We start from the raw sequence: 26,102 nt of genomic DNA, 5'->3' as shown, positions 1-26,102 counted from the left end.
TCGGGTGCGAAACGAGCGGGAATCACCATTCCAGATTCATGCACCCACAACGATCGCGCAATTCGGCGCGAAGCAAAATTCAGGATGGCGATAATTTCAATCAATTACAAAAAATTACCTGTCTTTTTACACCTGATTTACGAGTCGTTTCCATCCCCCAGATGCAATCTGGAAAAAGCGATCCGCGCCCAGCCGAGCGATTCACCCATGAAATCACGGGAATTTTCTTCATCGACGAAAAGCTTCAAGATACGAATTGTTTTCAAACATATCCGCAAACAACGTGCATTTCGCATAACCTGCGCTTTACCGCCTGCCCGAAAAATAGTGCGAAAGTCGGTATATCAGAGGAAATACGTCGAAAGTAATGACATTCATACCCTTTACTTCTTCTTGTTCCTACTTTTAAATACGGAGGTCCCCGACGCACATACAAGCTGGAGATGCCATGAGCCATTTTCTGGATCGTCTGCGTTACTTCACGGCGGCACGAACACAATTCGCGGACGGTCACGGTGCCGTCACAGACGAAGACAGAAAATGGGAGGAGGCGTACCGTACACGCTGGCAGCACGACAAGATCGTACGCTCCACGCACGGCGTGAATTGCACGGGCTCATGCTCGTGGAAAATCTATGTGAAGGGCGGCATTGTCGCGTGGGAAACGCAGCAAACCGACTACCCGCGCACGCGCCCTGACATGCCCAATCACGAACCGCGCGGCTGCTCACGCGGCGCATCCTATTCGTGGTATCTCTACAGCGCCAATCGCCTCAAGTATCCGCTCGTGCGCAGCGCGCTCGTGAAGCTGTGGCGCGAAAAGCGCCGCACGCTCGACCCCGTTGCCGCGTGGGCGGCGATTGTCGACGACGATGCCGCGCGCAAAAGCTATCAAACGCGGCGCGGTCTTGGCGGCTTCGTGCGGGCAGACTGGAGCGAAGTGCTCGAAATCGCGGCCGCAGCGAACGTCCACACCGTCAAGCGTCACGGCCCCGACCGCGTGATCGGCTTCTCGCCCATTCCCGCGATGTCGATGGTGTCGTACGCGGCCGGCTCGCGCTATCTCTCGCTCATCGGCGGCGTGTGCCTCTCGTTCTACGACTGGTACTGCGACCTGCCGCCCGCCTCGCCGCAAACGTGGGGCGAGCAGACCGACGTGCCCGAGTCCGCCGACTGGTACAACTCGTCGTTCATCGTGATGTGGGGGTCGAACGTGCCGCAAACGCGCACGCCGGACGCGCACTTCATGGTGGAAGCGCGCTATCGCGGCGCGAAGATCGTTTCGATCTTCCCCGACTACGCCGAAGGCGCGAAGTTCGGCGACATCTGGCTGCATCCCAGGCAAGGCACCGACGCGGCGCTCGCGCTCGCCATGGGCCACGTGATCCTCAAGGAGTATCACCTCGCAGGCAAGAGCGCCTATTTCGCCGACTATTGCAGCCGTTTCACCGACATGTCCTGTCTCGTCACGCTCGTCGAGCGCGGCGGCCAGTACGTGCCCGACCGCTATCTGCGCGCCTGCGACTTCGACGGCGCACTCGCGCAGGACAACAACCCCGAGTGGAAGACCGTGGTGATCGATAGCGCGACCAGCGAGTTCGCGGTGCCGCTCGGCTCGGTGGGTTTTCGCTGGGGCCAGCAGGAAGGCGCCGATCGCGGCAAGTGGAACCTGCGCGAGGAAAGCGTCGATGGCGCGCCGCTCAAGCCCGCGCTCTCGCTCGTGGAAAAGCACGACGATGTGGTGGACGTGCTGTTCCCCTACTTCGGCAACGTCGCGCATCCGCACTTCCCGCACACCTCGCACGCGCCGGTGCTGAGCCGCCGCATCGGCGTGCGGCGCGTGGCGACGCCCGCCGGCGAGCGGCTCGTGGCTACCGTCTACGATCTCTTCGTGGCGAACTACGGCCTCGATCAGGGCCTGGGCGGCAAGGACCTCGCGCATGGCTACGACGACGACGTGCCCTACACGCCCGCGTGGCAGGAAGCGATTACGGGCGTAAAGCGCGCGGACGTCATCAACGTCGCGCGCCAGTTCGCCGAGAACGCCGACAAGACCGAAGGCCGTTCGATGGTGATCATCGGTGCGGGCATCAATCACTGGTTCCACATGGACATGGCGTATCGCGCCATCATCAACATGCTCGTGATGTGCGGCTGCATCGGCAAGTCCGGTGGCGGCTGGTCGCATTACGTGGGCCAGGAAAAATTGCGCCCGCAAACAGGCTGGACCGCGCTCGCGTTCGCGCTCGACTGGAACCGGCCGCCGCGCCAGATGAACGCCACATCGTTCTTCTACGCACACACAGACCAGTGGCGCTACGATCCGATGAATCCCACGGACCTGCTTTCGCCGCTCGCGAACAAGGCCGACTACCACGGCGCGCCGATCGACTACAACGTGCGCGCCGAGCGCATGGGCTGGCTGCCTTCGGCTCCGCAACTCACGAGCAATCCGCTCGCGCTTGGCCGCGCGCTCGAAGACCCCGCGAAGGCCGGTGCCGAAGTCGCGCGCCGCCTGAAAGACGGCAGCCTCAAGCTCGCCTGCGAGGACCCCGACAATCCCGCCGTGTTTCCGCGCAACCTCTTCGTGTGGCGCTCGAACCTGCTCGGTTCGTCGGGCAAGGGACACGAGTATTTCCTCAAGCATCTGCTTGGCACGACGAACGGTGTGCAAGGCGAGGAAGTGGTGAAGGACAGCGTGCCGCGTCCCGAAGAAGTCGTCTGGCATGAGCAGGCGCCCGAGGGTAAGCTCGACTTGCTCTGCACGCTGGACTTCCGCATGTCCACCACCTGCATGTACTCGGACATCGTGCTGCCCACGGCCACGTGGTACGAGAAGGACGACATGAACACGTCCGACATGCACCCGTTCATTCATCCGCTTTCCGCTGCGGTGGACCCCGCATGGCAGGCGCGCAGCGACTGGGAGATCTTCAAGGCCATCGCAAAGCGCTTTTCCGAGCTGAGCGTCGGCCATCTCGGCGTGGAGCGCGACGTGGTGCTCGCGCCCATCGCGCACGACGCCGCGGGCGAACTGGCACAGCCCTTCGGCGTGGACGACTGGAAGCGCGGCGAATGCGAGCCGGTTCCGGGCAAGACCATGCCGGGCGTGGTCACGCTCGAGCGCAACTACCCCGAGACGTATCACCGCTTCACCTCGCTGGGTCCGCTCATGGACAAGCTCGGAAACGGCGGCAAAGGCATTAGCTGGAATACGGAGGACGAGGTCCACGAACTCGGCGCACTGAACTACCGCGATCAGTCCGAGGACGCTGGCGATGCGAAAGGGCGCCCGCGCATCGAGACCGCGCTCGACGCCGCGGAGACGATTCTCTCGCTCGCGCCCGAAACGAACGGCGCGGTCGCCAAAAAGGCGTGGGAAGCGCTTTCGAAGTTCACCGGCATCGAGCACGCCCATCTCGCCGACGCCCGCGCCGACGAGAAGATCCGCTTTCGCGATATCCAGGCGCAACCGCGCAAGATCATTTCGTCGCCAACCTGGAGCGGCATCGAGTCAGAGCACGTGTCGTACAACGCGGGTTATACGAACGTGCACGAACTGATTCCCTGGCGCACGCTCAGCGGCCGCCAGCAGCTCTACCAGGACCATGCGTGGATGCGCGCGTTCGGCGAGGCGCTGTGCGTGTACAAGCCGCCTATCGACACGGGCAGCTACGAGAAAATGACCGGCGCGCGCTCGAACGGCAACCCCGAACTCGCGCTGAACTTCATCACGCCGCACCAGAAGTGGGGCATTCACAGCACTTACACCGACAACCTGCTGATGCTCACGCTCTCGCGCGGCGGCCCGATCGTGTGGATTTCGGAGCAGGACGCGGCGCAGATCGGCGTGGCCGACAACGACTGGATCGAATGCTTCAACGCGAACGGCGCGCTTTGCGCGCGCGCCGTGGTGAGCCAGCGTATTCCGCGCGGCATGGTGATGATGTACCACGCGCAGGAAAAGATCGTGAATACGCCGGGGTCCGAAATAACGGGCACGCGCGGCGGCATTCACAACTCGGTGACGCGCATTTCACTCAAGCCCACGCACATGATCGGCGGCTATGCGCAGCTCGCTTACGGCTTCAACTACTACGGCACGGTCGGCTCGAATCGCGATGAATTCCTCATCGTGCGCAAGATGAAGAACGTCGACTGGCTCGACGCGGAGGAAACGCCGGTTGGTCCCTTGCCTGCCGCGGTCAACCCCGCCGTCAACCCCGCTGTAAATGCGGCCGTTCGCGAAGGAGAGAGCTCATGAAAGTGCGCGCGCAGATCGCGATGGTGCTGAACCTCGACAAGTGCATTGGCTGCCATACGTGTTCGGTCACCTGCAAGAACGTCTGGACGAGCCGCGAGGGGATGGAATACGCGTGGTTCAACAACGTCGAGACGAAGCCCGGCATCGGCTACCCGAAGGAATGGGAGAACCAGGAGCGCTGGCGCGGCGGCTGGGTGCGCAAGGCCGACGGCCAGATCGAGCCGCGGCTGGGCGGCAAGTGGCGCCTGCTTGCCCAAATCTTCGCGAATCCGCATCTGCCGGAGATCGACGACTACTACGAGCCCTTCACGTTCGACTACGCGCATCTGCAGGAAGCGGGCAACACGAACGCCACGCCGGTTGCGCGGCCGCGCTCGCTCGTGAGCGGCGAGCGCATGGAGAAGATCGAGTGGGGCCCGAACTGGGAGGAAATTCTCGGCGGCGAGTTCGAGAAACGTTCGAAGGACTATAACTTCGAGAACGTGCAGAAGGCGATCTACGGCGAGTTCGAGAACACCTTCATGATGTATCTGCCGCGCCTGTGCGAGCACTGCCTGAATCCGGCATGCGTGGCGGCGTGCCCTTCAGGGTCGATCTACAAGCGCGAGGAAGACGGCATCGTGCTGATCGATCAGGACAAGTGCCGCGGCTGGCGCATGTGCGTTTCGGGCTGCCCGTACAAGAAGATTTATTTCAACTGGCAGAGCGGCAAGGCCGAGAAGTGCATCTTCTGCTATCCGCGTATCGAGGCGGGGCAACCCACAGTCTGCTCGGAAACCTGCGTTGGGCGCATTCGCTATCTCGGCGTGCTGCTCTACGACGCCGACCGCATTCGCGAAGCCGCGAGCGTCGCCGACGAAAAGGATCTCTACCAGGCGCAACTCGACGTCTTCCTCGACCCGTTCGATCCCGCCGTGATCGAGCAGGCCGCGCGCGACGGCGTTCCGCAGGCGTGGATCGACGGCGCACAGCGCTCGCCCGTCTACAAGATGGCGATCGACTGGCGCATCGCCTTCCCGCTGCACCCCGAGTACCGTACGCTGCCGATGGTCTGGTACGTGCCGCCGCTCTCGCCCATCAACGCGGCCGCCAATAGCGGCGAACTGGGCATGAACGGCTGGCTGCCCGACGTGCATGCGCTGCGCATTCCGCTGCGCTACCTCGCGAACCTTCTCACCGCCGGCGACGAAAAGCCGGTTCAGATCGCGCTGGAACGTCTGCTCGCCATGCGCGCGTTCATGCGCGCGCGTCATGTCGATCGCGTGGATGCGCCGCAGGTGCTCTCGCAAGCGGGGCTCTCGCTCGCCCAGGTCGAGGAAATGTACCGTTATCTCGCGATCGCGAACTACGAAGACCGCTTCGTGATTCCCACCACGCACCGCGAGTACGCGGAAAACGCCTTCGACTTGCGCTCGTCGTGCGGCTTCACGTTCGGCAACGGCTGCTCGGACGGCAAATCGGAGGCGAGCCTGTTCGCGCCGAAGAACGGGCATCGCAAGATCCCCATTCAGGAGATCTGATCATGTTCGCGGCTCGACCCCAGCCCATGACGTACCGGCTCGTTGCGTCACTACTCGAGTATCCCGATGCGCCGCTCATCGAGGCCGTGCACGAACTGCGCGCGATGGTGCGCAGCGAGCGCGCGTTCGGCGCCGAGGCGCGCGGGAAGCTCGAACGCTTCCTCGACTATCTCGATTCGCGCGATCTGCTCGCACTGCAGGAAAACTACGTCGCGTTGTTCGACCGTGGCCGCGCAACGTCGCTGCATCTGTTCGAGCACGTGCACGGCGAGTCGCGCGATCGCGGCCAGGCGATGATCGACCTCGTCCAGACCTACGAGAAGCACGGCATGCTGTTGCAGCCGGGCCAGTTGCCCGACTATCTGCCCGTGTTCCTCGAATACCTCTCGATTCTGGAGACCAGCGAGGCGCGCGCGCTGCTTGGCGAAACCGTCGCGATCCTGCAGTCGATCACGCAGGAGCTGAGCCGGCGCAACAGCCACTACGCCTACGTGACCGGCGCGCTGCTGCCGCTCGCGGGCGCGGGCGGCACCGATCTGCCCGAGGCCGCGCACGACGACGACGCAGGCAAACCGCACGACAAGGAGCATCTGCGGGCGCTCGACGCGGCATGGGCCGACGAACCTGTGCAATTCATGGGTGCGGAGCGCCCGGCTGCAGTGCCTTCCCTGGCGCCCGTGGCGTTCCACCCGCGGCGAGCATCACGCTGAAAGAAACGCAACACGCCGGCTGGGCACGTTGTTCGCACACCGCAAGCAAGGAGCCGTCATGGGCCAATACCTCCATCAGTTTCTGTTCGGCATCTATCCGTATATCTGTCTGGCCGTCCTGCTGTTCGGCTCGCTCGTGCGCTTCGATCGCGAGCAGTACACGTGGAAGAGCGACTCCTCGCAACTGCTGCGGCGCGGCGCGCTGCGCCTTGGCAGCAACCTGTTCCACTGGGGCGTTCTCGTCGTGGTGTTGGGCCACTTTGTCGGCTTTCTCGCACCGCACTGGCTCACCGCGCCATTCATGTCGGCCACCGTGCACCAGTTGCTCGCGATGGTCGCGGGCGGCATAGCCGGCAGCTTCGCCATTGTCGGGCTCACGATCCTGATCGTGCGGCGGCTCGGCGACACGCGCATCCGCGTGAACAGCAAAGCATCGGACATCCTCATCGTGTTCATGCTATGGGCGCAACTCGCGCTCGGCCTTGCGACCGTGGTGCTCTCGTCGCACCACATGGACGGCGTGATGTTCGAACAGCTCACCGACTACGTGAAAGGCGTAGTGACGTTCCGGCCCAATATCGCCGGACTGCTCGACGGCGTGCCGCTCGTGTATCAAACCCATATCGCGCTCGGCTTCACGATCTTCCTCGTCTCGCCCTTCACGCGCATGGTCCATATCTGGAGCGGAATCGCTTCGGTGTTCTATCTGATCCGTCCATACCAGCTCGTGCGCAAGCGCTAAATCGCAACCACCGGAACCAGGAGCGCTATCGATGATGAATGCGGTCCCCAATCAAGATCCGCCAGGCTTGCCTGCCCGCGTGAACGACGTCGAGATCGGGCTCGCGGCCATCGAGGCCGAGTGCCGCAATCACGCCGACGACCCGGACCCCGCGCTCGCCGCGCGGCGCACGCTCGTCGTGCACGAGCTGCTGCGCCAGCGCGCCGTGGCGCTGGACCTGCTGGCGCCCGGCGCCGAACTCGACGACAGCGCGCTAGACGCGCTGCTGGAACGCGAGCTGCGCGTGCCCGAGCCCACGCGCGAAGACTGCGAGCGCTACTACATGCAGCACGCGAAGCGCTTCGTGCGCAACGAACTCGTGTACGCGAGCCACATTCTCTTCGCGATTACCGACCGCGTGCCGCTCGCGCTGCTGCGCCAGAAGGCCGAAGAAACGCTGCGCGATTTGCAGCAGGCGCCCGACACCTTCGAGGCGCTGGTGCGCCAGTATTCGAACTGTCCTTCGGCGGGCGTGGGCGGCAGCCTCGGCCAGCTCACGCGCGGCGACACGGTGCCCGAATTCGAAGCGGCGCTGTTCGACTGCGCCGACATCGGCGTGCTGCCGCGACTCGTGCGCACGCGCTTCGGCTTTCATCTCGTGCGCGTGGACCAGCGCGTGCCGGGCGATCCGGTGCCCTACGGCGAAGTCTGCGCCGACATCGCGCGCTTTCTCAGCGAGCGCGTACGCCATAAAGCCATACAGCAGTACGTATCGATCCTGGCTTGCGAAGCGACGCTCGAAAATGCGGCGCTGGAAGCCGCGACGAGTCCGCTCGTCCAGTGAAGTCGATGGGCTCCCCCACGCGAAGGAGGCAACATGAATCTGCGTAGCGAACCGGCACGCCCCGCAGCGAGCGCAGCCCAGCCCGGGAAGGTCGGCGCGAGGGCATGGTCAGTCCTGCTCGTGAGCACGCTCGCGTTTCTCGTGTGCTTCGTGGTGTGGATGATGTTCGGCGTGCTGGGCGTGCAGTTGCGCGAGGAGCTCCAGCTCAACAGCACCGAGTTCGGCCTGCTCACCGCGACGCCCGTGCTGACGGGCGCGATCATGCGCCTGCCGCTCGGCGCGTGGACCGACCGCTTTGGCGGGCGCATCGTCATGACCACGCTGCTCGTGGTCTGCGCCGTGCCCGTGTATATCGTCAGTTACGCGAACGAACTGTGGCAGTTCCTGCTCATCGGCCTCTTTCTCGGCTGCGTGGGCGCCTCGTTCGCGGTGGGTACGCCGTACGTGGCGCGCTTTTTCCCGCCCAGCCAGCGCGGCTTCGCCATGGGCTTTTTCGGCGCGGGCACGGTCGGCGCCGCCGTCAACCTGTTCGTCACGCCGCAGCTGGAAAACCTCTACGGCTGGCGCTTCGTGCCGCGCGTCTACGCCGTCGCGCTGATCGTGACCGCCGTGATTTTCTGGCTCGGCTCGGCGCGCGACCCGGGCGCCGGCAAATCGGGCGGCTCGCTGCTCGACTCGTTCAAGGTGCTGGCGGACCCGCGCGTGTGGCGGCTGTGCCAGTACTACTCGATCACCTTCGGCGGTTTCACGGCGCTCTCGCTGTGGATTCCGCAATACCTGAAGGCCGAATACGGCATGTCGCTCGTCATGGCTTCGGCCTTCGCCGCGGGCTTTTCGCTCCCTGGCTCGATCCTGCGCGCCGTGGGCGGCGTGCTCGCAGACAAGCTCGGCGCGCACACCGTCACGTGGTGGGGCCTGTGGGTGGCGTGGATCTGTCTGTTCATTCTCTCGTACCCGCCCACGGACTTCGCGATCCACACCATCGACGGCCAGGCGGCCCTGCATATCAGCATGCCCGTGTTCGGCTTCGTGGCGATCGCCTTCGTGCTCGGCGCGGTGTTCGCGTTCGGCATGGCTTCGACGTTCAAGTACGTGGCCGACGACTTCCCCACCAACATGGGCGTCGTGACCGGCATTGTCGGGCTGGCTGGCGGGCTGGGCGGCTTTCTGCTGCCGATCCTGTTCGGCATCCTGCTCGACTGGCTCAGGATCCGTTCGAGCTGTTTCATGCTGCTCTACGGCATCGTGTGGGTCTCGCTGATCCTGCTTTACATCTCCGAAGTCAAGCGCACGCCGATTCTCGGCCAACCCAGCGCCTGAGGGGCACAGCGGCTAGTCCTGCCGCTCGGGCATTGTGGCGGCGGCTCAGGCCGCCGCCTTCGCGGGCTCCGGATCCGGCGCGGTGACGACCAGCACGCTGCACGACACGCGGTCGAGCAGCAGGCGATCATCGCGCCCATCCCACCAGCGCTTGAACGGCCCGCGCCGGTGGTGGCCCACCACGACGAGATCGGGCTGGAGTTCCGCGCAGTAGCTCGCGATCACATCGATCGGCCGGCCCACCACGAAGTGCCCCGTCGCCACGAGCCCCTTGTCCTGCAGGCACGCCACGCCCTCCCGCAGAATATCGCGCGCCGCTTCTTCCGCGGCTTCGAACGGCACGGCGGACGCGATGTCCGTGCCCCATTGCAGCGGCGCCTGGTCGAGCACGGCCAGCAAATGCGTTTGCGCATGGCATTCGCGCGCAAGGTCGGCACCCTCACGCAAAGCCCGACGGCCTTCGCGCGTTGCGTCGTAACACAGCAGAATCCTGTTGAACGAGGCCATGATCCCTCCCCGATGATTTGCGGCGCCGGGCGGGCGGACGCGCCGTACCCGCGACGCCGCTTTCATTATGCCACTCATATCACATCGTGATATAAATGAAATACTGGGTGCGCTCGTCGGCGCCATACGTCTCGACAAATGGCATCCGCGCATCGACATGCAGCTCGCAAACGTTTCACAAGTGCGATCTTCGCGCAATATCCAGCCTGCATATTTTCCAAAAAACCAACGGCGACGCCCACCGTCTGCACTCGTAACATTTCAGTTACACATTGCCCTGCTATAGGCCGTCAGGGTCGAAACATCTGTTACAACTCAATTGTCATAAGTATTAATCCGCAGAGCCGTATTTTTTACCTGTCAACCCAACTTCTTTCTAAACGTTTATTCCACCGGGTGGCGTTTTTTTGTCCTTCGGCGATTCGTTGCGCATGCATCGACGATCTGGCAGAAATCCCGATAAACCAATGCCATACGGCCTGTTTGTACGCCTCGGCCGGAGTCGCGACGGCTTGCCGCCACCCGGATTTCGAGTTCCAGCAAAACTTACCGAAAGTAATTTACAACAGTACGATTATTTTTGATCCGAGGGATTGATTTCTGAGATAAGCCCTCATACAATTCCCTCCAAGGTTGTTACGAGATGTAACAACCTGTATCAAAGAGTCAGATCGAGCCAACGAGCGAAGATCGACCACAAGACCAGAAAAGATACAACGGCGAAAAAGCCGGGGGGTTAAATTCGGGGCTTCGGAAACTAGAGAAATGGACCGCAGCAGCGAGACGCTGGAATCTATCCGCGAAATTAATTTGTCGTATCTGATGCTCGCACAGCGCATGCTGCGCGAGGACAAGCCAGTCGGCATGTTCCGGCTGGGACTGTCGTCGGAACTGGCCGATCTGCTTGGCGCTCTGTCACTCGCGCAGATCGTCAGGTTGGCCTCTTCCGACCAGCTTCTCTGTTTTTTCCGCTTCGACGATCATGCGATGTTGTCCGCGCTCACGCAGACTTCCCGGCATGCAGACGTGGCGGCTACCCATGCGGCCATCCTGCTTGCGGGACAGCCGGCTGGTCAATTCGCCTGAGGGTGATGTCCATGTCTACGCGGCGCAGCCTCACCGAAGACGCTCAGGAAGTATTCCGCGCGATCGCGCTGATCGAGCTGGGCGCGCGCATGCAGGTGCTCGAAAGCGAACTCACGCTCTCGCGCGACCGCATGATCCGCCTGTACCGCGAGATCCGTGGCGTATCGCCGCCCAAAGGTATGCTGCCGTTCTCGGCGGACTGGTACATGACGTGGCTGGCCAACATCCACGCCTCGCTGTTCTATAACACGTACCTGTTCCTCAGGAACGAAGCGCGTTGCTCGCATCTCGACGCGCTCACCAAGGGGTTCCGGCTGTATCTGGAACACTGCCGCCACAGCGGGGCCGAGCCGGCGCTCGATCTCACGCGTGCGTGGACCCTGGTGCGATTTTTCGATGCCGATATTCTGCAGTTGACGCCTTGCTGCCGTTGCGGCGGCAAGTTCGTCGCGCATCGCCACGACCTTCAGCACAACGTCGTATGCGGCGCATGCCAGCCTCCTTCGCGAGCCGGCAAGACGAAAAAGGCGGCTGCAGCGCGACGGGGCGCCGAGCAGACCGAGAGCGACCTTCCGGCAGTGGTAACGTCGGATGGCATTGCCGAGGCTGCGTAAGCGTAGGAGAGCAGATCCGGATTGACCGGACGCGAGACCAAGACGCGAACCCGTCCGGTGCCTCAGTGCACCGGACGGCGAAGCGCTTTCCATTTGCCGCCTTCGTGGCGCGCGCCTGTTACATCTTTCCCGCTTTTAAGGCCCGTTCACGCTAATCACAGGCCCTAATTTCCGCCGAACGTCTGCCAGACGAGCCACAGGTTCGCCGCCGAGATCACGGCGAACAGGAACCACGCCAGCAGCCGCGTGGGGAGCCGGTTCACGAACTCGCCCATCAGCGCACGGTCGTTCGTCATGCGGATGAGCGGCCAGAGCGCAAACGGCAGTTGCAGACTCAGCACCACCTGGCTTGCCACCAGCAGCTTGCCCACCGCGCCGTTGCCGAGCAGCGCGACGCCCGCGAAGGCGGGGATCAGCGCGAGCACGCGCGTGATGAGCCGACGCTGGTAGCACGGAATCTTCATCTGCAGGAAGCCTTCCATGATGACCTGACCCGCCACGGTGCCCGTGAACGTCGAGCTTTGCCCGGAGGCAAGCAGCGTGATCGCGAACAGCACCGCCGCCGCGCCCGTGCCGACGATCGGCGCGAGCAGCTTGTACGCCTGTTCGATATCGGTGACCTGGGTGTGCCCGTTAGCATGAAACGCCGCCGCGGCCAGAATCAGGATGGCCGCATTGATGAGGAGCGCGATCAGGAGCGAGACGATCGTGTCGAGGCGCGAAAGGCCGATGGCCTGCGTGAGGCTTGCACGGTCGCGCTTGACGGCGCGCGTCTGCACGATCGACGAATGCAGGTAGAGGTTGTGCGGCATGACGGTCGCGCCGAGAATGCCGATCGCCAGATACAGCGGCTCCACCGAGGAGATGGCGTGCCACGACGGCACCGCGCCCGCGAACACCGAGGGCCAGTGCGGCTTCACGAGCGCGAGCTGGATCACATAGCCAAGACCTATTGTGGCGATCAAGCCGGCCATGATCGCCTCGAGCGAGCGGAAGTTCTTGCCCTTCAGGCCGAGCACGATGAGCGTGTCGAACGCCGTGAGCACCACGCCCACCATCAGCGAGACACCAAACAGCAGATGAAACGCGAGCGCGCCGCCCAGCACCTCGGCCAGATCGCAGGCAATGATCGAAAGCTCGGCGAGCACCCACTGGCCGAGCGCCACGGGTCTTGAATAGCGCTCGCGCGAAAGCTCCGCGAGATCGCGTTGCGTGACGATGCCAAGGCGCATGGAAAGGCATTGCAGCGCGATCGCCGCGAGGCTCGAGAGCACGACCACGAACAACAGGCTGTAGCCGAAGCGCGAGCCCGCCTCGATGTCGGTGGCCCAGTTGCCCGGGTCCATGTAGCCGATCGAGACCAGCAGGCCGGGACCCGCGAATTGCCAGAACTTCTTCCAGAACGGCGCGCGCGGCGACACCTCGATGCTGCCCTGCACTTCGGACGGGCAAAACGGCGCCGTTGCCGTGGTCGGTAGTCGGAATTCCAACGCTTCGATCCTCAAGGGTTGACGCGTCGCGGCACGTGACGCGATCGGGCCCTCAAGTGTACAGCGTCGGCTGCGGCACTTCTCTCAAGAGCGTATAGCGGCCCACGTCGCGCAGGCGGTAGTCGAGCGGATCGTGCAGCGTATGCACGCGCGCGTTGCGCCAGAAACGGTCGAGCGCGAGCGCCGCGCCCGTGGCGCGAGCGCCGCACGCCTCGAAAAGTTGCTCGCCGCCCTGTAGCGCGGCGCGATGCGCGACGATCTTCGCCTCGGAAATCGAGAGCGAGACTTCGGCGCGCGTGGCCGTGCTCAACGCTTCGCCTTCGTCCCACGCGGCGTCGAGCAGCGCGCCCGCGCGATCGGCCAGCACCGCCGCCGCGAGCGACTGCACGCGCATTTCGCCAAAGCGCTGCTGCAGGAAGGGGTCGTCGGCCACGTGCTGCACGCCCGAATTGACCCACGGGCGGCCGTTCGCGAGCACGTAGGCGCGCGCTTCCTCTAGCGCGCCTTCGGCAAGACCCACGAAGAGATTCGTCAACACGCCCTGGGAGACCAGCGTGCGCAGCGTGGCGCGCGGGGTGTCGGGCCGCTGCAGCACTTCGGCGGCGTGCACCTTCACATTCTCGAACGATACCGTGCCGCTATCGGTCTGACGCTGGCCTATCGGGTCCCAGTCGTCGTGCACCGTGATCCCGGCGCGCGTGGTGGGCACGACCGCGAACACCGGGCTGCCCGTGGCGGGATCGTGCGCGCTCACGGTCATCATCTGCGACCCGTAGGTACCCGAACAGAATCCCTTCTTGCCATGCAGACGCCAGCCGCCTTCCCTGTCTGGCTGCGCGACGAGCCGCGTGTCGAGGGGATTCACGGCATTGCCCCACCACCAGCGATGCTCGACGGTGCCTTGCAGCCAGTTCGCGCGCTGCGCGGCGCTGCCCCACAATTCGACGCTCGCCACCTGCAGGCACTGGAAGCCAAGCAGATGCGCAAGCGCGCTGTCGACACGCGCGAGCGCGCGGATCGTCGCGTAGATGTCGCGCCAGCGCACGCCGTCCTGGCCGAACTGTCCGCCGAATTCGCGGGGCACTGCGAGCGTAAGCAGCCCGGCGTCGGCAATGCGCTGCTTCTCGGCGGCCGCGTGGCCACCCGCGAGATCGCGTTGCGCGGCGTTCGCGCGCAGCGCTTCGAGCAGCGCGGCGAAACGCGCGTCCTGTTCCCGCCCGTGTGGGCGCCGTGCTTCGTTCATACCCATATTTCCCGAATGTGATGCCCTGAACGCGAAGCGCGCGGCAAGCGGCTGCGCGCCGTCTCGAACGGTTTGTGCCGCTCAGGTTCGCCGCAAAAGACGCCGCACCAGCGCGTCGCCCGTGAACTGGACCGCCGCGACGATCGCGATCAGCAGCACGATCACCGTGACCATGACCGTCGTATCGAAGCGTTGATAGCCGTAGCGTATCGCGAGATCGCCGAGACCACCTGCGCCGACGGCGCCCGCCATCGCCGAGGAGCCGATCATCGCCACCACGGTGATCGTGAAGCCGCCGAGCATGCCGGGCAGCGCCTCGGGCAGCAGCACATGCCACACGATATGGCGGCGCTGCGCGCCCATGGCCTGGGCCGCCTCGATCAAGCCGCGATCGACTTCGCGCAAGCTCACTTCGGCCACGCGGGCGAAGAACGGAATGGCCGCGATGGAGAGCGGCACCACGGCGGCCCACACGCCGATCGTCGTGCCCACGAGGAAGCGCGTGAGCGGCAGCAGCGCGACCAGCAGGATGATGAAAGGCGTGGATCGCAACGCGTTGACGAGCGCGCCCAGCGTGGTGTTGAGCGCGGGCCGCTCCAGAATGCCGCCGCGCGCAGTCGTGACGAGCAGCAGCGCAATGGGAATACCGATCAGGAGTGCGAATACCGCCGATACGCCGACCATCAGCAACGTGTCGCGTATGCCTTCGAGGAGTTCGGTGATCCACACGTCAGACATAGCCCAGCACCTCCACGCGGCTCGCATGGCCGCGCGCGCGCTCGGCGAGCGACGCCGCCTCGGCAGCGTTCAGCACCGGCGCGGAAACGACCAGCCGCCCTTGCGCACGGCCTTGAATCCGCTCGATACCGCCGTGCACGAACCGCACGCCCTGCGCGCCGAACGCCTGCGCGAGCGTGGCGAGGTCGGGCTCTTGCGCCGCTTCGCCGGTGTAACGCACGTCGAACAGCGCGTGCGCGCCCGCTGGCGGCAAAGCGTGAATGCGCGCCGCCAGGTCGTCGGGCAACTCGTGGCCGGGCGTGTGCAAGAGCGCGCGCGTCGCTTCGTGCCGGGGATCGCCGAACACGCGCCACACGGGCCCCTGCTCCACCACCTCGCCGCGCTCGATCACCGCGACCGTGTCGCAAACGTCGCGTATAACCTCCATCTCGTGCGTGATGAGCACGATGGTGACGCCGAGCCGCCGGTTGATATCGCGTAGCAGCGCGAGAATGGCGCGCGTGGTTTCCGGGTCGAGCGCCGACGTCGCCTCGTCGCAAAGCAGGATATCGGGCTCGTGCACGAGTGCGCGCGCAATGCCCACACGCTGCTTCTGGCCGCCGGAAAGGCGCGCGGGCCACGCATCGCGTCGTTCGCTCAAGCCGACGAGATCGAGCAGCACGTTCACGCGCGCCTCGATGTCGCCCTTCGGCACACCCGCGATTTTCAGCGGCAGGGCGATGTTGTCGTGCACGGTCTTGGCGGAAAGCAGGTTGAAGTGCTGAAACACCATGCCGATGCGCCGCCGCAGCGTCACCAGAGCGCGCTCGTCGAGTGCGCCCACGTCCACGCCGTTCACCCGCACATTGCCGCTCGTGGGCTTTTCGAGCCCGTTCACGAGCCGCAGCAGCGTGGACTTGCCCGCGCCGCTGCGCCCGATGATGCCGAACACTTCGCCGCGCGCCACCTGCAGGTCAACGCCCGCGAGCGCCGCCTGCACGCCTGGCGCGTAAGTCTTGCCGACGTTCTCGAACACCACCGCAGGCTGCGACGCATCGGCATCGCCCTGCGCCTGACTCGCCGTCGGCCCCGCCTCGATAAAGCGCGCCGCTCCGAACCATTTCATCTTCGCTGCTCCTCGTGCGTGAATTGCGCGCTACCAGGCGACCGCATAGAGGTTGCCGAAGGCCTTGTCGAGTTCCTTGCGCACGGTCGGCGAATGCTGATAGATGTCGATGAACTTGCGGATGCGCGGATCGTTCACGCTCTCGGGCCGCACGACGAACTGGATCGCAAACGCCTTGTTCTCCACACCGTCGAAGAGCAGCGCGCTATTCGGATCGGTAGTGCCCGCGAGCTTGATGAAGCTCGGGTAGCCTTGCGCGAGATCGACGTCGTCGAGCGAGCGCGCCAGTTGCGAGGCCTCGAGCTGCACGATCTTGAGGTGTTTGGGATTGGACACGATGTCGAGCGTCGTGGCGCGATAGTCCACGCCCGGCTTGAGCTTGATGAGGCCCGCGCGCTGCAGCAGCAGCAGGCCGCGGCCGCCGTTCACGGGATCGTTCGCGATGGCGACCGTCGCACCATCCTTGAGATCCTCGAAGCGCTTCACCTTCTTCGAATACAGGCCGATCTTCATGATCGTGCCCGGCGCGATGGCGACGAACTTGTAGCCGCCCTGCTTCTCTGCGTTTTCCAGAAACGGCGTGTGCTGGAAATAGTTGGCGTCGATATCCTTGTTCGCGAGCGCGGCGTTGGGCGTGTTCCAGTCGGTGAACTCGATGATCTTCACGTCTACGCCCTGCGCCTTCGCCTCGCGCGCCGCTTCCTGGAGCGCGGGCGTTTGCGGCGTGGTGGCAATGCCGATCTTGAGCGTGGCGGTGTCGGCGTGCGCGTCGAGCGCCGCCGCCGCAAGCAACACGGCGATTGCCGTCAGCAGACCGAAGCGCTGGAAAAAGGAAGGGCGCCCCACGGCGCGCACGGCACGGATCATCGCGTTCCTCGACGGAAGTTGGACTTCGTTCAGTGAGGAGCGACGCGATGAGGGCCCATCGCGTTGGCTCCAGATGGGTCCAGACGATGATAGGGGCGCGGCGGGGCCGGGTCTACGAAGCGATTGCGCAAAGGAAATCGCCGCCTGCGATATACACAGGCGGCGAGCGTTGCGGCTGTCTACGCGGGGGGTTTGACGCGCGGATCGACGCGCGGTTCAACGCGCCGCGAGCGGCGCCGGCGGTGGCGGCGTACCTTCGCCTGGCTTCGCGTCGCCCCAGCCGCCGCCCAGCGCACGGATCAGGTTGACGGTCGCAACAGCCTGCGAACCCTGCAGATGGCTGGCCTGCAATTGCGACACGAGCACCGTCCGTTCGCTGTCGATCACGTTCAGGTAGCTGACCTCGCCTTCCTCGTACTGCGTGCGCGAAAGCTGTGCCGACTGTTGCGAAGCGCTCACCGCGTCGTTCTGCTGGCGGATCTGGTCGTCGAGCAGGCGCAGGTCGGAGAGATTGTCCTCGACCTCGCGGAAGGCCACGAGCACCTGCTGGCGGTATTGCGCGACGTCTTCTTCATACTTCGCGCGCGACTGGGCGAGATTCGCCCGGCGCCTGCCGCCGTCGAAGAGCGGCAGCGTGAGTGCCGTACCCGCGAGCGGCCCGAGCAGGAATGCGCGGCTCGACCACATGAAGAGGTCGCCGAGCGTGGCCGACTCGAAGCCAGCCGCACCGGTAATGTTGAGCTGCGGGAAGAACGCCGACTTCGCGAGACCCACGCGTGCGTTCGCGGCCGCCATGGCGCGCTCGGCGGCGGCCACGTCGGGGCGGCGCTCCAGCAGCGTGGAAGGTAAACCCGGAGGCACTTGCACGACCACTGGCGCAAGCGGCGTTTCGGGGAACGTGAAGTCCGCGGGCGCCTTGCCGAGCAGGATCGCGAGGCTGTGCTCCGAGGCCGCGCGCTGACGCGCGACGCCCACCGCGTCGGCACGCGCGCTCGCGAGCTCGTTGCGGGCCTGCGCCACGTCCAGCGCGCTGATGTCGCCTTCCTTGAAGCGGCGCTCGACAAGCTTGAGCGCATCTTCGCGCAGCGCCACCGTGCGGCGGTACAGATCGACATCGGAGTCGAACTGGCGCAGCTGGAAATAGTTCTGCGCGACATCGGCCTGCAAGGCGAGCTGAACCGAGAGGAACAGGGCTTCGCTTTGCTGGGCGTCCGCCTGCGCCGCATGAACGTTCGAACTCACACGGCCGAACAGGTCGACTTCATAGCTTGCCGTTGCCTGTGCGCGCCACAGCGTTTGAGCGGGCACATTGTAATTTTGCGGGTAATAAAGCGAAGCCGGCGAGGCCCGCTCGTAGGTCGGCCCGAAACCCGCATCGATCGACGGGAACCACGAGGCGCGCGCGGCCTGCGTCACCGCACGCGCCTGCTGCACGCGCGCGGCCGCGGCCTTGAGGTCCTGGTTCGCTTCGAGCGCCTGCTGCTCGAGTTTGTCGAGCGCCGGGTCGCCGAACACCGTCCACCATTCGCCGCGATGGGTGTCGTCGGCGGGCTGCGCGGGCGTCCACGTGCCCACGTCGTGCGGATTGGCGCCCTGCGTCTGCTGCGGCGCTTCCTTGTAGGCAGCGGGCACGGCGGCGTCCGGCACCTTGTAGGCCGGCTCGACCGAGCAGGCCGCGAGCCAGGCAAAGAGCGCGACGCTCGCTGCGACTCGTGTGATACGCCCGAACTGCCGGCCCTCCGGCGCGGCATTCGCGCGATAGCGCAAGCTGGATTCGTTAGTCATGTTGATCATTTTCCCTTGTCGCCTTACGCATCGACCATCGACTGCGGCTTGCGCGCGTTGTCCTTCTGCGCGACGTGAATCTTGCCGCCCGCGAGCGTGCGCAGCACCACATAGAACACCGGCGTCAACAACAGGCCGAACGCGGTCACGCCGAGCATGCCGAAGAACACGGCCACGCCCATTGCATGACGCATTTCCGAACCCGCGCCGCTGGAGAGCACGAGCGGCACCACGCCCATGATGAACGCGATGGACGTCATCAGGATCGGGCGCAGACGCATGCGGCTCGCCTCGATGGCAGCGGTAAGCGGCGTGTGTCCGTCGTGCTCCAGCTCGCGCGCAAATTCGACGATCAGGATCGCGTTCTTCGAAGCGAGCCCCACCAGCACCATCAAGCCAATCTGCGTGAAGATGTTGTTGTCGCCCTGCGTGAGCCACACGCCCGTCAGTGCGCACAGCACGCTCATCGGCACGATCAGGATCACCGCGAGCGGCAGCGTCAAGCTCTCGTAGAGCGCCGCCAGCACGAGGAACACGAGCAGCACGCTGATCGGGAACACCCAGATGCCCGCATTGCCCGCCAGCACCTGCTGGTACGTGAGGTCGGTCCATTCGAACTTCACGCCGCGCGGCAGCACTTCAGCCGCGATGCGTTCCGCCGCCGCCTGCGCCTGGCCCGACGAATAACCGGGCGCCGGACCGCCGTTGATGTCCGCCGCGGTGTAGCCGTTGTAGCGCACCACCATCTCGGGGCCGTACGTGGGCGTGACCGTGACGAGCGAAGAAAGCGGCACCATTTCGCCCGCGGCGTTGCGCGTCTTCAGTTGCAGGATGTCGTCGGCCCGCTGGCGGAACGGCGCATCGGCCTGCACGCGCACCTGATACACGCGTCCGAAGCGGTTGAAGTCGTTCACGTAGAGCGAACCCAGATAGATCTGCATCGTGTCGAACACGTCGGTGACCGGCACGCCAAGCTGCTTCGCCTTCGTGCGGTCGAGATCGACGTTCAGCTGCGGCACGTTGATCTGATAGTTGGTGAACGTCGGGCCCAGCTCCGGCGTTTGTGCCGCGCGCTTGACGAAGTCCTGCGTCGCGCGGTTGAGCGCCTCATAGCCGAGCGCACCATGATCCTCCAGTTGCATCTTGAAGCCGCCCAATGTACCGAGGCCGAGCACCGGCGGCGGCGGGAACACGGCGATGAACGAATCCTTGATGCCGGCGTACTGCTGGTTCAGCGCCCCCGCAATCGCACCGGCCGAAAGCGCCTTGCCCTTGCGCTCCGTGAACGGCTTGAGCGTGACGAACACAATGCCCGCGCTCGAACTATTGGTAAAGCCGTTCACCGAAAGACCCGGGAACGCCACGGCGCTTTCCACGCCGGGCTGCTTCAGTGCAATGGCGCTCATGTCGCGAATCACGTTCTCGGTGCGATCGAGCGCGGCGCCATTGGGCAGTTGCGCGAACGCGATCAGATACTCCTTGTCCTGCGCGGGCACGAAGCCGCCCGGCACCACCCGCGCCATCAACACCGTTGCGGCGATCAGCACCACATAGACCGCGAGCATCGCGCCCTTGTGGCGCAGCACGCCGTTCACGCCGCGCCCATAGCTTTCCGAGCCGCGATGGAACACCCGGTTGAAGCGGCGGAAAAAACCGCCCAGCACGAGGTTCATCCCACGCGTGAGCCAGTCTTCCTTCTCGCCGTGACCGCGCAGCAGCAGCGCCGAAAGCGCCGGCGAAAGCGTGAGCGAGTTGAACGCCGAGATCACGGTGGAAATCGCGATGGTCATCGCGAACTGCTTGTAGAACTGACCCGTGAGACCGCTCATGAACGCGAGCGGCACGAACACGGCCACGAGCGTGAGCGCAATGGCGATGATCGGCCCGCTCACTTCCTGCATGGCCTTATACGTCGCATCGCGCGCGGATAACCCGCTGGCGATATTGCGCTCCACGTTTTCCACCACCACGATGGCATCGTCGACCACGATGCCGATGGCAAGCACCATCCCAAACAGCGATAGCGCATTGATCGAGAAGCCGAACGCAAGCAGGAGAGAGAACGTCCCGATGATCGACACCGGCACCGCGATCAACGGAATGATCGAGGCACGCCACGTTTGCAGGAACACGATCACCACGATCACCACGAGCGCGATCGCTTCGAGCAGCGTATGCACCACGGCTTCGATACTGGAGCGCACGAACTGCGTAGGGTCGTAGACGATGCGGTAATCCACGCCAGCCGGCATGTCCTGCTTGAGTTCCTTCATGGCGGCGCGCACCTGGTCCGAAATCGCGAGCGAGTTCGCACCCGGTGCCTGGTTGATGGCGAGCGCAACGGCCGGCTTGTTGTCGAGCAGCGAGCGCAGCCCGTATTCGGAGGCGGCCAGTTCGATACGCGCGATATCGCGCAGGTAAGTCACGCCGCCATCGGGATTCGTCTTGACGATGATGTTGCCGAACTCGCTTTCCGTGCGCAGACGGCCACGCGCATTCACGTTGAGCTGGAACGGCGTGCCAGGCACGCTAGGCGAAGCGCCGATCACGCCCGCCGCCACCTGCACGTTCTGCTCGCGAATCGCATTGACCACGTCGTTCGCGGTGAGATTGCGCTGCGCCACCTTCTGCGGGTCGAGCCAGATGCGCATGGCGTAATCGCCCGAGCCCCATAGCTGCACCTCGCCCACGCCCTGGATGTTCGAAAGGCGGTCCTTCACGTTGAGCAGCGCGTAATTGCGCAGGTACGTCATGTCGTAGCGGTTGTCCGGCGAGATCAGGTGCACCACCATCGTGAGCGTAGGCGAGCTCTTGATGGTCGTGATGCCGAGACGCTGCACGTCTTCCGGCAAGCGCGGCAGCGCCTGGTTCACGCGGTTCTGCACGAGTTGCGTGGCCTTGTCCGGGTCGGTGCCGAGACGAAACGTGACCGTGAGCGTGAGATTGCCGTCGCTATTGGCTTGCGACTGCATGTACAGCATGTTCTCGACACCGTTGATCTGCTCCTCGAGCGGCGCAGCGACGGCTTCGGCGATCACCTTCGGGTTCGCACCCGGATACTGCGCGTGGACCACCACCGAAGGCGGCACGACCTCGGGGTACTCGGAGATCGGCAACTGGAACAGCGCGATCACGCCGGCCAGCAGGATCAGCACGGACAGCACGCCCGCGAAGATCGGCCGGTCGATGAAGAATTTCGATATGTTCATGGGTTGCTCTTGTTCATGACGCTCAATTTGACGCGAATCTTTCTGCTTAGACATCCTTATGGATTCAGAGGCGCAGGCCGCGATCGCCTGCGCCCTGCGCCCGTCAGGATGTTTTTGCTGCCTTGGCGGCGGAGTTCGCTGCCGTGCTGGCCGAATCGGCGTCGGGGTCGCCGTTCATCGGCACCATGTGCGAGCGCACGACAACACCCGGGCGCACGCGCTGCGTGCCGTTCACCACCACGTGGTCGCCCGCCTTCAGGCCGTCCAGAATCACGCGCAGGTTGCCCTGCTGGCCGCCCGTTTGCACGTTGCGGTACGCGATCTTGCCGCTGTTGTCCACGACGTACACAAACTTCTTGTCCTGGTCGGTGCCGATGGCGGCATCATCCACGAGCAGCGCCGGGTGCGGGGCGCTGCCGCTCACCTTGATGCGTGCGTAAAGCCCCGGCACCAGCGCGCCGTCGGCGTTGTCGAAACGCGCGCGCACACGGATCGTGCCCGACGTGGTGTCGAGCCGGTTATCCACCGACTCGATCGTCCCCGTGCGCGAATAACCCGACTCGTTCGCCAGACCCAGTTCCACCGGCACCTTCGAGCCGTCCTTCATGCGGCTGATGTAGTCGAGATAGGTCTGCTCGTCGGCGTCGAATTCGGCGTAGATGGGCGAAACGGAAACGAGCGTCGTGAGCGGCGCGGCGCTCGCCCCTGCCGAAACGACGTTGCCCACCGTGATCTCGGCGCGCGACACACGCCCGGCAACCGGCGCGACGATGCGCGTGTAGCCCAGGTTGATCTGCGCGGCTTCGAGCGCGGCCTGCGCGGCCTTGAGGTTCGCGTTCGCTTCGCGCGCGGCGTTCTGCTTCTCGTCGTAATCGCGCTTCGCGATGGCGTTGTCGCCAATCAGGCGCTGCGCGCGCTCCCAGTCGCTTTGCGCGTAGCCCGTGCGGGCTTGTGCGGCGGCAACCTGCGCAGCGGCTTGATCGACGGCCGCCTGATACGGGCGCGGGTCGATCACGAACAGCGTTTCGCCCTGCTTCACGAGCGCGCCGTCACGGAAGTTCACGGAGACGATCGTGCCGGAAACCTGCGGACGTATCTCCACTTTCTCGACGGCGGCCATGCGGCCCGAGTAGCTCTGCCAGTCGGTGATCGTGCGATTGAGCACGGGTGCGACATCGACCTCGGGTGCGGGCGGCGCTTCAGCGGCAACGGCAGGGTGCGAGTCGAGGCGGATAGCCCCGAGGGTGCCGAGGCCCGCGACCACCAGTACGCCAACGACGGCTAGCGCGATACGGGTTCGGGATTGCGAAAAAAGTGACATGTCGGACTCCAGAAATAATGGTTGATTGTTCTTCACTGGCTCGGCAGCACCGCCGCAAGGGTGCTTCGCTTATGACGCGCCCGCGTCGAAGCAACAATGGAAAAACCGTACGGCTTCGCTGAGCGCGGCCGGATGCGCCGCGAGATTCGCGTGCGAGACGCTCGGGTAGCGCACCACCTGGGTGCGCACGCCCGCGTCGATCAGGCGGCTCGCGTACTTCTCCGCTTCGATGTGCAGCACGTCGTTCTGTGCGGTCACGATGAGCGTGGGCGGCAGGCCGCCAAGACGCAGCGACTCGAGCGGCGCGGCGTACGGGTGCATGCGCTGCGTCGCATCGGGCAGATACGCGCGATAACACGCCGCGCATTCGCTTGCGGTGATATCCGAGCCCAGGCGCGCCTCGTCGCCAAGACGCGTGAGGCTCGGGTCGAGCATCGGCGCAAACAACGCCTGCGCCGCGAGTTTCACGTCGCCGCGATCGCGGCCCATGAAGGCGAGCACGTTGGCGATCTGGCCGCCCGCATCGTGGCCCGCCGCGATCACGCGCTTAGGATTGCCGCCGAACGCGCGGGCCCGCGTGAGGGCCCACAGCGCGGCGCGATGCGCGTCTTCGGGCGCGGCCGGAAACGGGTGCTTCGGCGCAAGCGAATACCCCACGCTCACCACGAGCGCCGGTAAGCGTTCTGCGAAAAGACGCCCCACCGCATCCGCTTCCTCGATCGATCCGCGCACGAAGCCGCCGCCGTGGAAATAGAGCAGCACCGGCAAACCATTTGCGGCTTCGGGGCGGTACAGGCGCAGCGGAATCTGCTGGGCGTAGCCTTCGATTGCCACGTCGGTCGTGAGCAGCGCGCGCACCTTGCCAGTCCGGGCGGACGCGGCAACAGGCAGCGCCGCGGGCACTTCGGCCAGCGGCGCCTCCTCCGCGGAGGTCCAGGACGTTGGGCGTTTAAAGACATCCATGTCAAATCGGCGCAATGCGCGAGAGTAGATTCGAATGAGGCGAATTGTGGGTTCAGCAGACTTGCAAATAAATGCCTATAATCCGGCAACACAATTCGGCGCACCTGAACAATCTGTCTCCTCTTTCCGCGCGGGCGTTTCTTTCGAACGCCGCGCGCCGTGCGACCGAAGCTTTTTGGAGAGTGGCAATGGACCGCCTTCAGGCCATGCAGGTATTCACGCGCGTCGTCGATACCAACAGCTTCACTCGCGCTGCCGAAACGCTAGACATGCCGCGCGCCTCGGTCACGACGATCATTCAGAATCTCGAAGCGTTTCTCGGCGTGCGCCTCATGCACCGCACCACGCGCCGTCTATCGCTCACGCCCGACGGCGCCGCGTACTACGAGCGCTGCGTGCGCATTCTCGCGGACGTCGAGGAAACCGAAACCACATTCCAGGATCGCAACCGGAAACCGCACGGCAAACTGCGCATCGACATGCCCGGCTCGATCGGGCGGCTCATCGTGATTCCGTCGCTGTGCGAGTTCCACCAGCGCTATCCGGACATCGACCTGCAACTCGGGCTATCCGATCGCCCCGTGGATCTGCTGCAGGAAGGCGTGGATTGCGTGGTGCGCGTGGGTGCGCTGCAGGACTCGTCGCTGGTCGCTCGGCGCATCGGCATTTTTGAAGGCGTGTCGTGCGCGGCGCCGTCGTATCTGGAGCGCCACGGCACGCCGCAGACGCTCGAAGAACTGGCCGAGCATCGCGCCGTGAATTACTTCTCGTCGCGCACGGGACGCGTGATGGACTGGGCGTTTCTCGTCGACGGCAAGGAAGTGGAAGTCAAGCTCAAGAGCATGGTCTCGGTAAACGACGCGGACGCTTACGTGACCTGCGGCATCGAAGGCTTCGGCCTGATTCAGGGGCCGCGCTACATGGTGCTGCCGCACCTGAAGTCGGGCGCGCTCGTCGAAGTGCTGCCCGACTACAAGCCGCTGCCCATGCCGATTTCGGCCGTCTATCCGCACAGCCGCCATCTGTCACCCAAAGTGCGCGTGTTCGTGGACTGGATCGCGGAAGTGTTCGATCGCTGCCCGCTCCTGAGTGGCCGCGCCTCGCTCGACAAGGCCTGCACGATGCGCACGTTCGAAGAGCGCGAAAACGCGCCTGCGCTCGAAACGCCGGTGATTTCGGAATGGGCCGCATAGGTTGGGCCGCATAGGCCGGGCCGCGTAACGCCGTCCGCGCTACGCCAACCCTCGACGCCGCGCCCGCAAAGGCTTTGCGGGCGCGGCGCAGCGATTGTTCCGGATTTTCAACAATTGCTTTCGCGTTCCGGCCGTTTATCGCAAACGGCTGCGCAACTACATTTGCTCCTGTCGCCGCGCCCCACGTGGCACCAGTACAAAAGGAGCAGATCATGAAACGCACTCTCGCAACCGCCATTGGCGCCACGCTCGTTCTCTCGCTCGCCGCCAGCGCGTCGGCGTTCGCCCAGGACAATAGCGCCCCGAAAACCCGTGCCGAAGTGAAAGCGGAAATCGTTGCCGCGTATCGCGACGGCACGCTGCCTTCGCTGAACAAGACGAGCTACCCCGAGCAAAGCCTGATCGGCCGCACGCAAGCGCAACGCATCGCGCTGCAGGAAGGCCGCGCGAACAGAGCCCAACGTGTTGCGCAGGCTGGCGAATAAGCCGGCGAGACGCATCGGCATTTCGATTGCAGGACGAAAAACGAAGGAGTCCAACATGAATCCGATCGTACCTTCCGAACTCGAGCAATGGGACAACACCACGCCCGTGTGGACGCC

Annotated in this window: 21 protein-coding genes; 11 read left to right on the top strand and 10 right to left on the bottom strand. The window is 64.6% G+C overall.

Annotated elements, in window-relative coordinates; translation table 11 throughout:
• Positions 1-38 precede the first annotated feature (38 nt).
• The 7 genes from C7411_RS36965 to C7411_RS09235 all read left to right on the top strand — a co-directional run bounded on the left by C7411_RS36965 (position 39) and on the right by C7411_RS09235 (position 9,379).
• Positions 39-368 (top strand): hypothetical protein, encoded by a 330-nt coding sequence (locus C7411_RS36965; protein ID WP_133253627.1) that lies wholly within the window; start codon positions 39-41, stop codon positions 366-368.
• Positions 369-448: 80 nt separating this feature from the next.
• A complete protein-coding gene (locus C7411_RS09260) occupies positions 449-4,264 on the top strand; it encodes a nitrate reductase subunit alpha (protein ID WP_110383508.1) in 3,816 nt (1,271 codons plus the stop codon).
• The gene (gene narH, locus C7411_RS09255; protein WP_110383507.1) at positions 4,261-5,784 is read left to right on the top strand and encodes a nitrate reductase subunit beta; all 1,524 of its coding nucleotides are present in this window, start codon (positions 4,261-4,263) and stop codon (positions 5,782-5,784) included. The genes C7411_RS09260 and narH overlap by 4 nt, the downstream gene beginning before the upstream one ends.
• Before the next feature lie 2 nt (positions 5,785-5,786).
• The gene (narJ, locus tag C7411_RS09250) at positions 5,787-6,494 is read left to right on the top strand and encodes a nitrate reductase molybdenum cofactor assembly chaperone (RefSeq protein WP_110383506.1); all 708 of its coding nucleotides are present in this window, start codon (positions 5,787-5,789) and stop codon (positions 6,492-6,494) included.
• 58 nt (positions 6,495-6,552) lie between these two features.
• Positions 6,553-7,236 (top strand): respiratory nitrate reductase subunit gamma, encoded by a 684-nt coding sequence (narI, locus tag C7411_RS09245; protein WP_110383505.1) that lies wholly within the window; start codon positions 6,553-6,555, stop codon positions 7,234-7,236.
• Positions 7,237-7,270: 34 nt separating this feature from the next.
• Positions 7,271-8,059 (top strand): peptidylprolyl isomerase, encoded by a 789-nt coding sequence (locus C7411_RS09240; RefSeq protein WP_110383632.1) that lies wholly within the window; start codon positions 7,271-7,273, stop codon positions 8,057-8,059.
• A gap of 33 nt (positions 8,060-8,092) precedes the next feature.
• Positions 8,093-9,379 (top strand): MFS transporter, encoded by a 1,287-nt coding sequence (locus C7411_RS09235; protein ID WP_110383504.1) that lies wholly within the window; start codon positions 8,093-8,095, stop codon positions 9,377-9,379.
• A gap of 45 nt (positions 9,380-9,424) precedes the next feature.
• Here the strand turns inward: C7411_RS09235 and C7411_RS09230 are convergent, their stop codons facing one another.
• Positions 9,425-9,886, bottom strand: coding sequence for a universal stress protein (locus C7411_RS09230; protein ID WP_110383503.1), 462 nt, complete (start codon positions 9,884-9,886; stop codon positions 9,425-9,427).
• Positions 9,887-10,651: 765 nt separating this feature from the next.
• Between C7411_RS09230 and flhD the strand changes: the two genes are divergently transcribed.
• Positions 10,652-10,972 (top strand): flagellar transcriptional regulator FlhD, encoded by a 321-nt coding sequence (gene flhD / locus C7411_RS09225; protein WP_042266670.1) that lies wholly within the window; start codon positions 10,652-10,654, stop codon positions 10,970-10,972.
• Between the two features lie 11 nt (positions 10,973-10,983).
• Positions 10,984-11,586, top strand: a complete 603-nt coding sequence (gene flhC / locus C7411_RS09220) for a flagellar transcriptional regulator FlhC (RefSeq protein ID WP_042266671.1) — start codon at positions 10,984-10,986, stop codon at positions 11,584-11,586.
• 164 nt (positions 11,587-11,750) lie between these two features.
• Here the strand turns inward: flhC and C7411_RS09215 are convergent, their stop codons facing one another.
• The 9 genes from C7411_RS09215 to C7411_RS09175 all read right to left on the bottom strand — a co-directional run bounded on the left by C7411_RS09215 (position 11,751) and on the right by C7411_RS09175 (position 24,307).
• On the bottom strand, positions 11,751-13,076 hold the full coding sequence (locus C7411_RS09215; RefSeq protein ID WP_110383502.1) for an Nramp family divalent metal transporter: 1,326 nt from the start codon (positions 13,074-13,076) through the stop codon (positions 11,751-11,753).
• 52 nt (positions 13,077-13,128) lie between these two features.
• Complete coding sequence (locus C7411_RS09210; protein ID WP_110383501.1) at positions 13,129-14,325, bottom strand: acyl-CoA dehydrogenase family protein; 1,197 nt, start codon at positions 14,323-14,325, stop codon at positions 13,129-13,131.
• A 75-nt stretch (positions 14,326-14,400) separates the two neighbouring features.
• Positions 14,401-15,057, bottom strand: a complete 657-nt coding sequence (locus C7411_RS09205) for a methionine ABC transporter permease (RefSeq protein WP_110383500.1) — start codon at positions 15,055-15,057, stop codon at positions 14,401-14,403.
• The gene (locus tag C7411_RS09200) at positions 15,050-16,162 is read right to left on the bottom strand and encodes a methionine ABC transporter ATP-binding protein (protein ID WP_110383499.1); all 1,113 of its coding nucleotides are present in this window, start codon (positions 16,160-16,162) and stop codon (positions 15,050-15,052) included. Before C7411_RS09200 ends, C7411_RS09205 begins: the two co-directional genes overlap by 8 nt.
• Before the next feature lie 30 nt (positions 16,163-16,192).
• The gene (locus C7411_RS09195) at positions 16,193-17,029 is read right to left on the bottom strand and encodes a MetQ/NlpA family ABC transporter substrate-binding protein (RefSeq protein ID WP_110383498.1); all 837 of its coding nucleotides are present in this window, start codon (positions 17,027-17,029) and stop codon (positions 16,193-16,195) included.
• A 216-nt stretch (positions 17,030-17,245) separates the two neighbouring features.
• A complete protein-coding gene (locus C7411_RS09190; protein WP_110383631.1) occupies positions 17,246-18,814 on the bottom strand; it encodes an efflux transporter outer membrane subunit in 1,569 nt (522 codons plus the stop codon).
• 23 nt (positions 18,815-18,837) lie between these two features.
• Positions 18,838-22,023 carry an efflux RND transporter permease subunit gene (locus C7411_RS09185; RefSeq protein WP_110383497.1) on the bottom strand — a complete coding sequence of 1,062 codons (3,186 nt, stop codon included), beginning with the start codon at positions 22,021-22,023 and terminating at the stop codon, positions 18,838-18,840.
• 103 nt (positions 22,024-22,126) lie between these two features.
• Positions 22,127-23,344 carry an efflux RND transporter periplasmic adaptor subunit gene (locus C7411_RS09180; RefSeq protein ID WP_110383496.1) on the bottom strand — a complete coding sequence of 406 codons (1,218 nt, stop codon included), beginning with the start codon at positions 23,342-23,344 and terminating at the stop codon, positions 22,127-22,129.
• A 69-nt stretch (positions 23,345-23,413) separates the two neighbouring features.
• Positions 23,414-24,307 (bottom strand): alpha/beta hydrolase, encoded by an 894-nt coding sequence (locus tag C7411_RS09175; RefSeq protein WP_110383495.1) that lies wholly within the window; start codon positions 24,305-24,307, stop codon positions 23,414-23,416.
• A 188-nt stretch (positions 24,308-24,495) separates the two neighbouring features.
• Here C7411_RS09175 and C7411_RS09170 point away from each other — a divergent pair, with 188 nt between their 5' ends.
• Positions 24,496-25,500, top strand: coding sequence for a LysR family transcriptional regulator (locus C7411_RS09170; protein ID WP_110383494.1), 1,005 nt, complete (start codon positions 24,496-24,498; stop codon positions 25,498-25,500).
• A 212-nt stretch (positions 25,501-25,712) separates the two neighbouring features.
• Positions 25,713-25,985, top strand: a complete 273-nt coding sequence (locus tag C7411_RS09165; protein ID WP_110383493.1) for a DUF4148 domain-containing protein — start codon at positions 25,713-25,715, stop codon at positions 25,983-25,985.
• The last annotated feature ends 117 nt before the right edge of the window (positions 25,986-26,102 follow it).

The sequence above is a fragment of the Paraburkholderia silvatlantica genome, from assembly GCF_003096715.1.
Lineage (GTDB): Bacteria > Pseudomonadota > Gammaproteobacteria > Burkholderiales > Burkholderiaceae > Paraburkholderia > Paraburkholderia silvatlantica.
The sequence above is the reverse complement of the archived record's forward strand: the minus strand, read 5'-3'. Positions and strand labels throughout refer to the sequence as shown.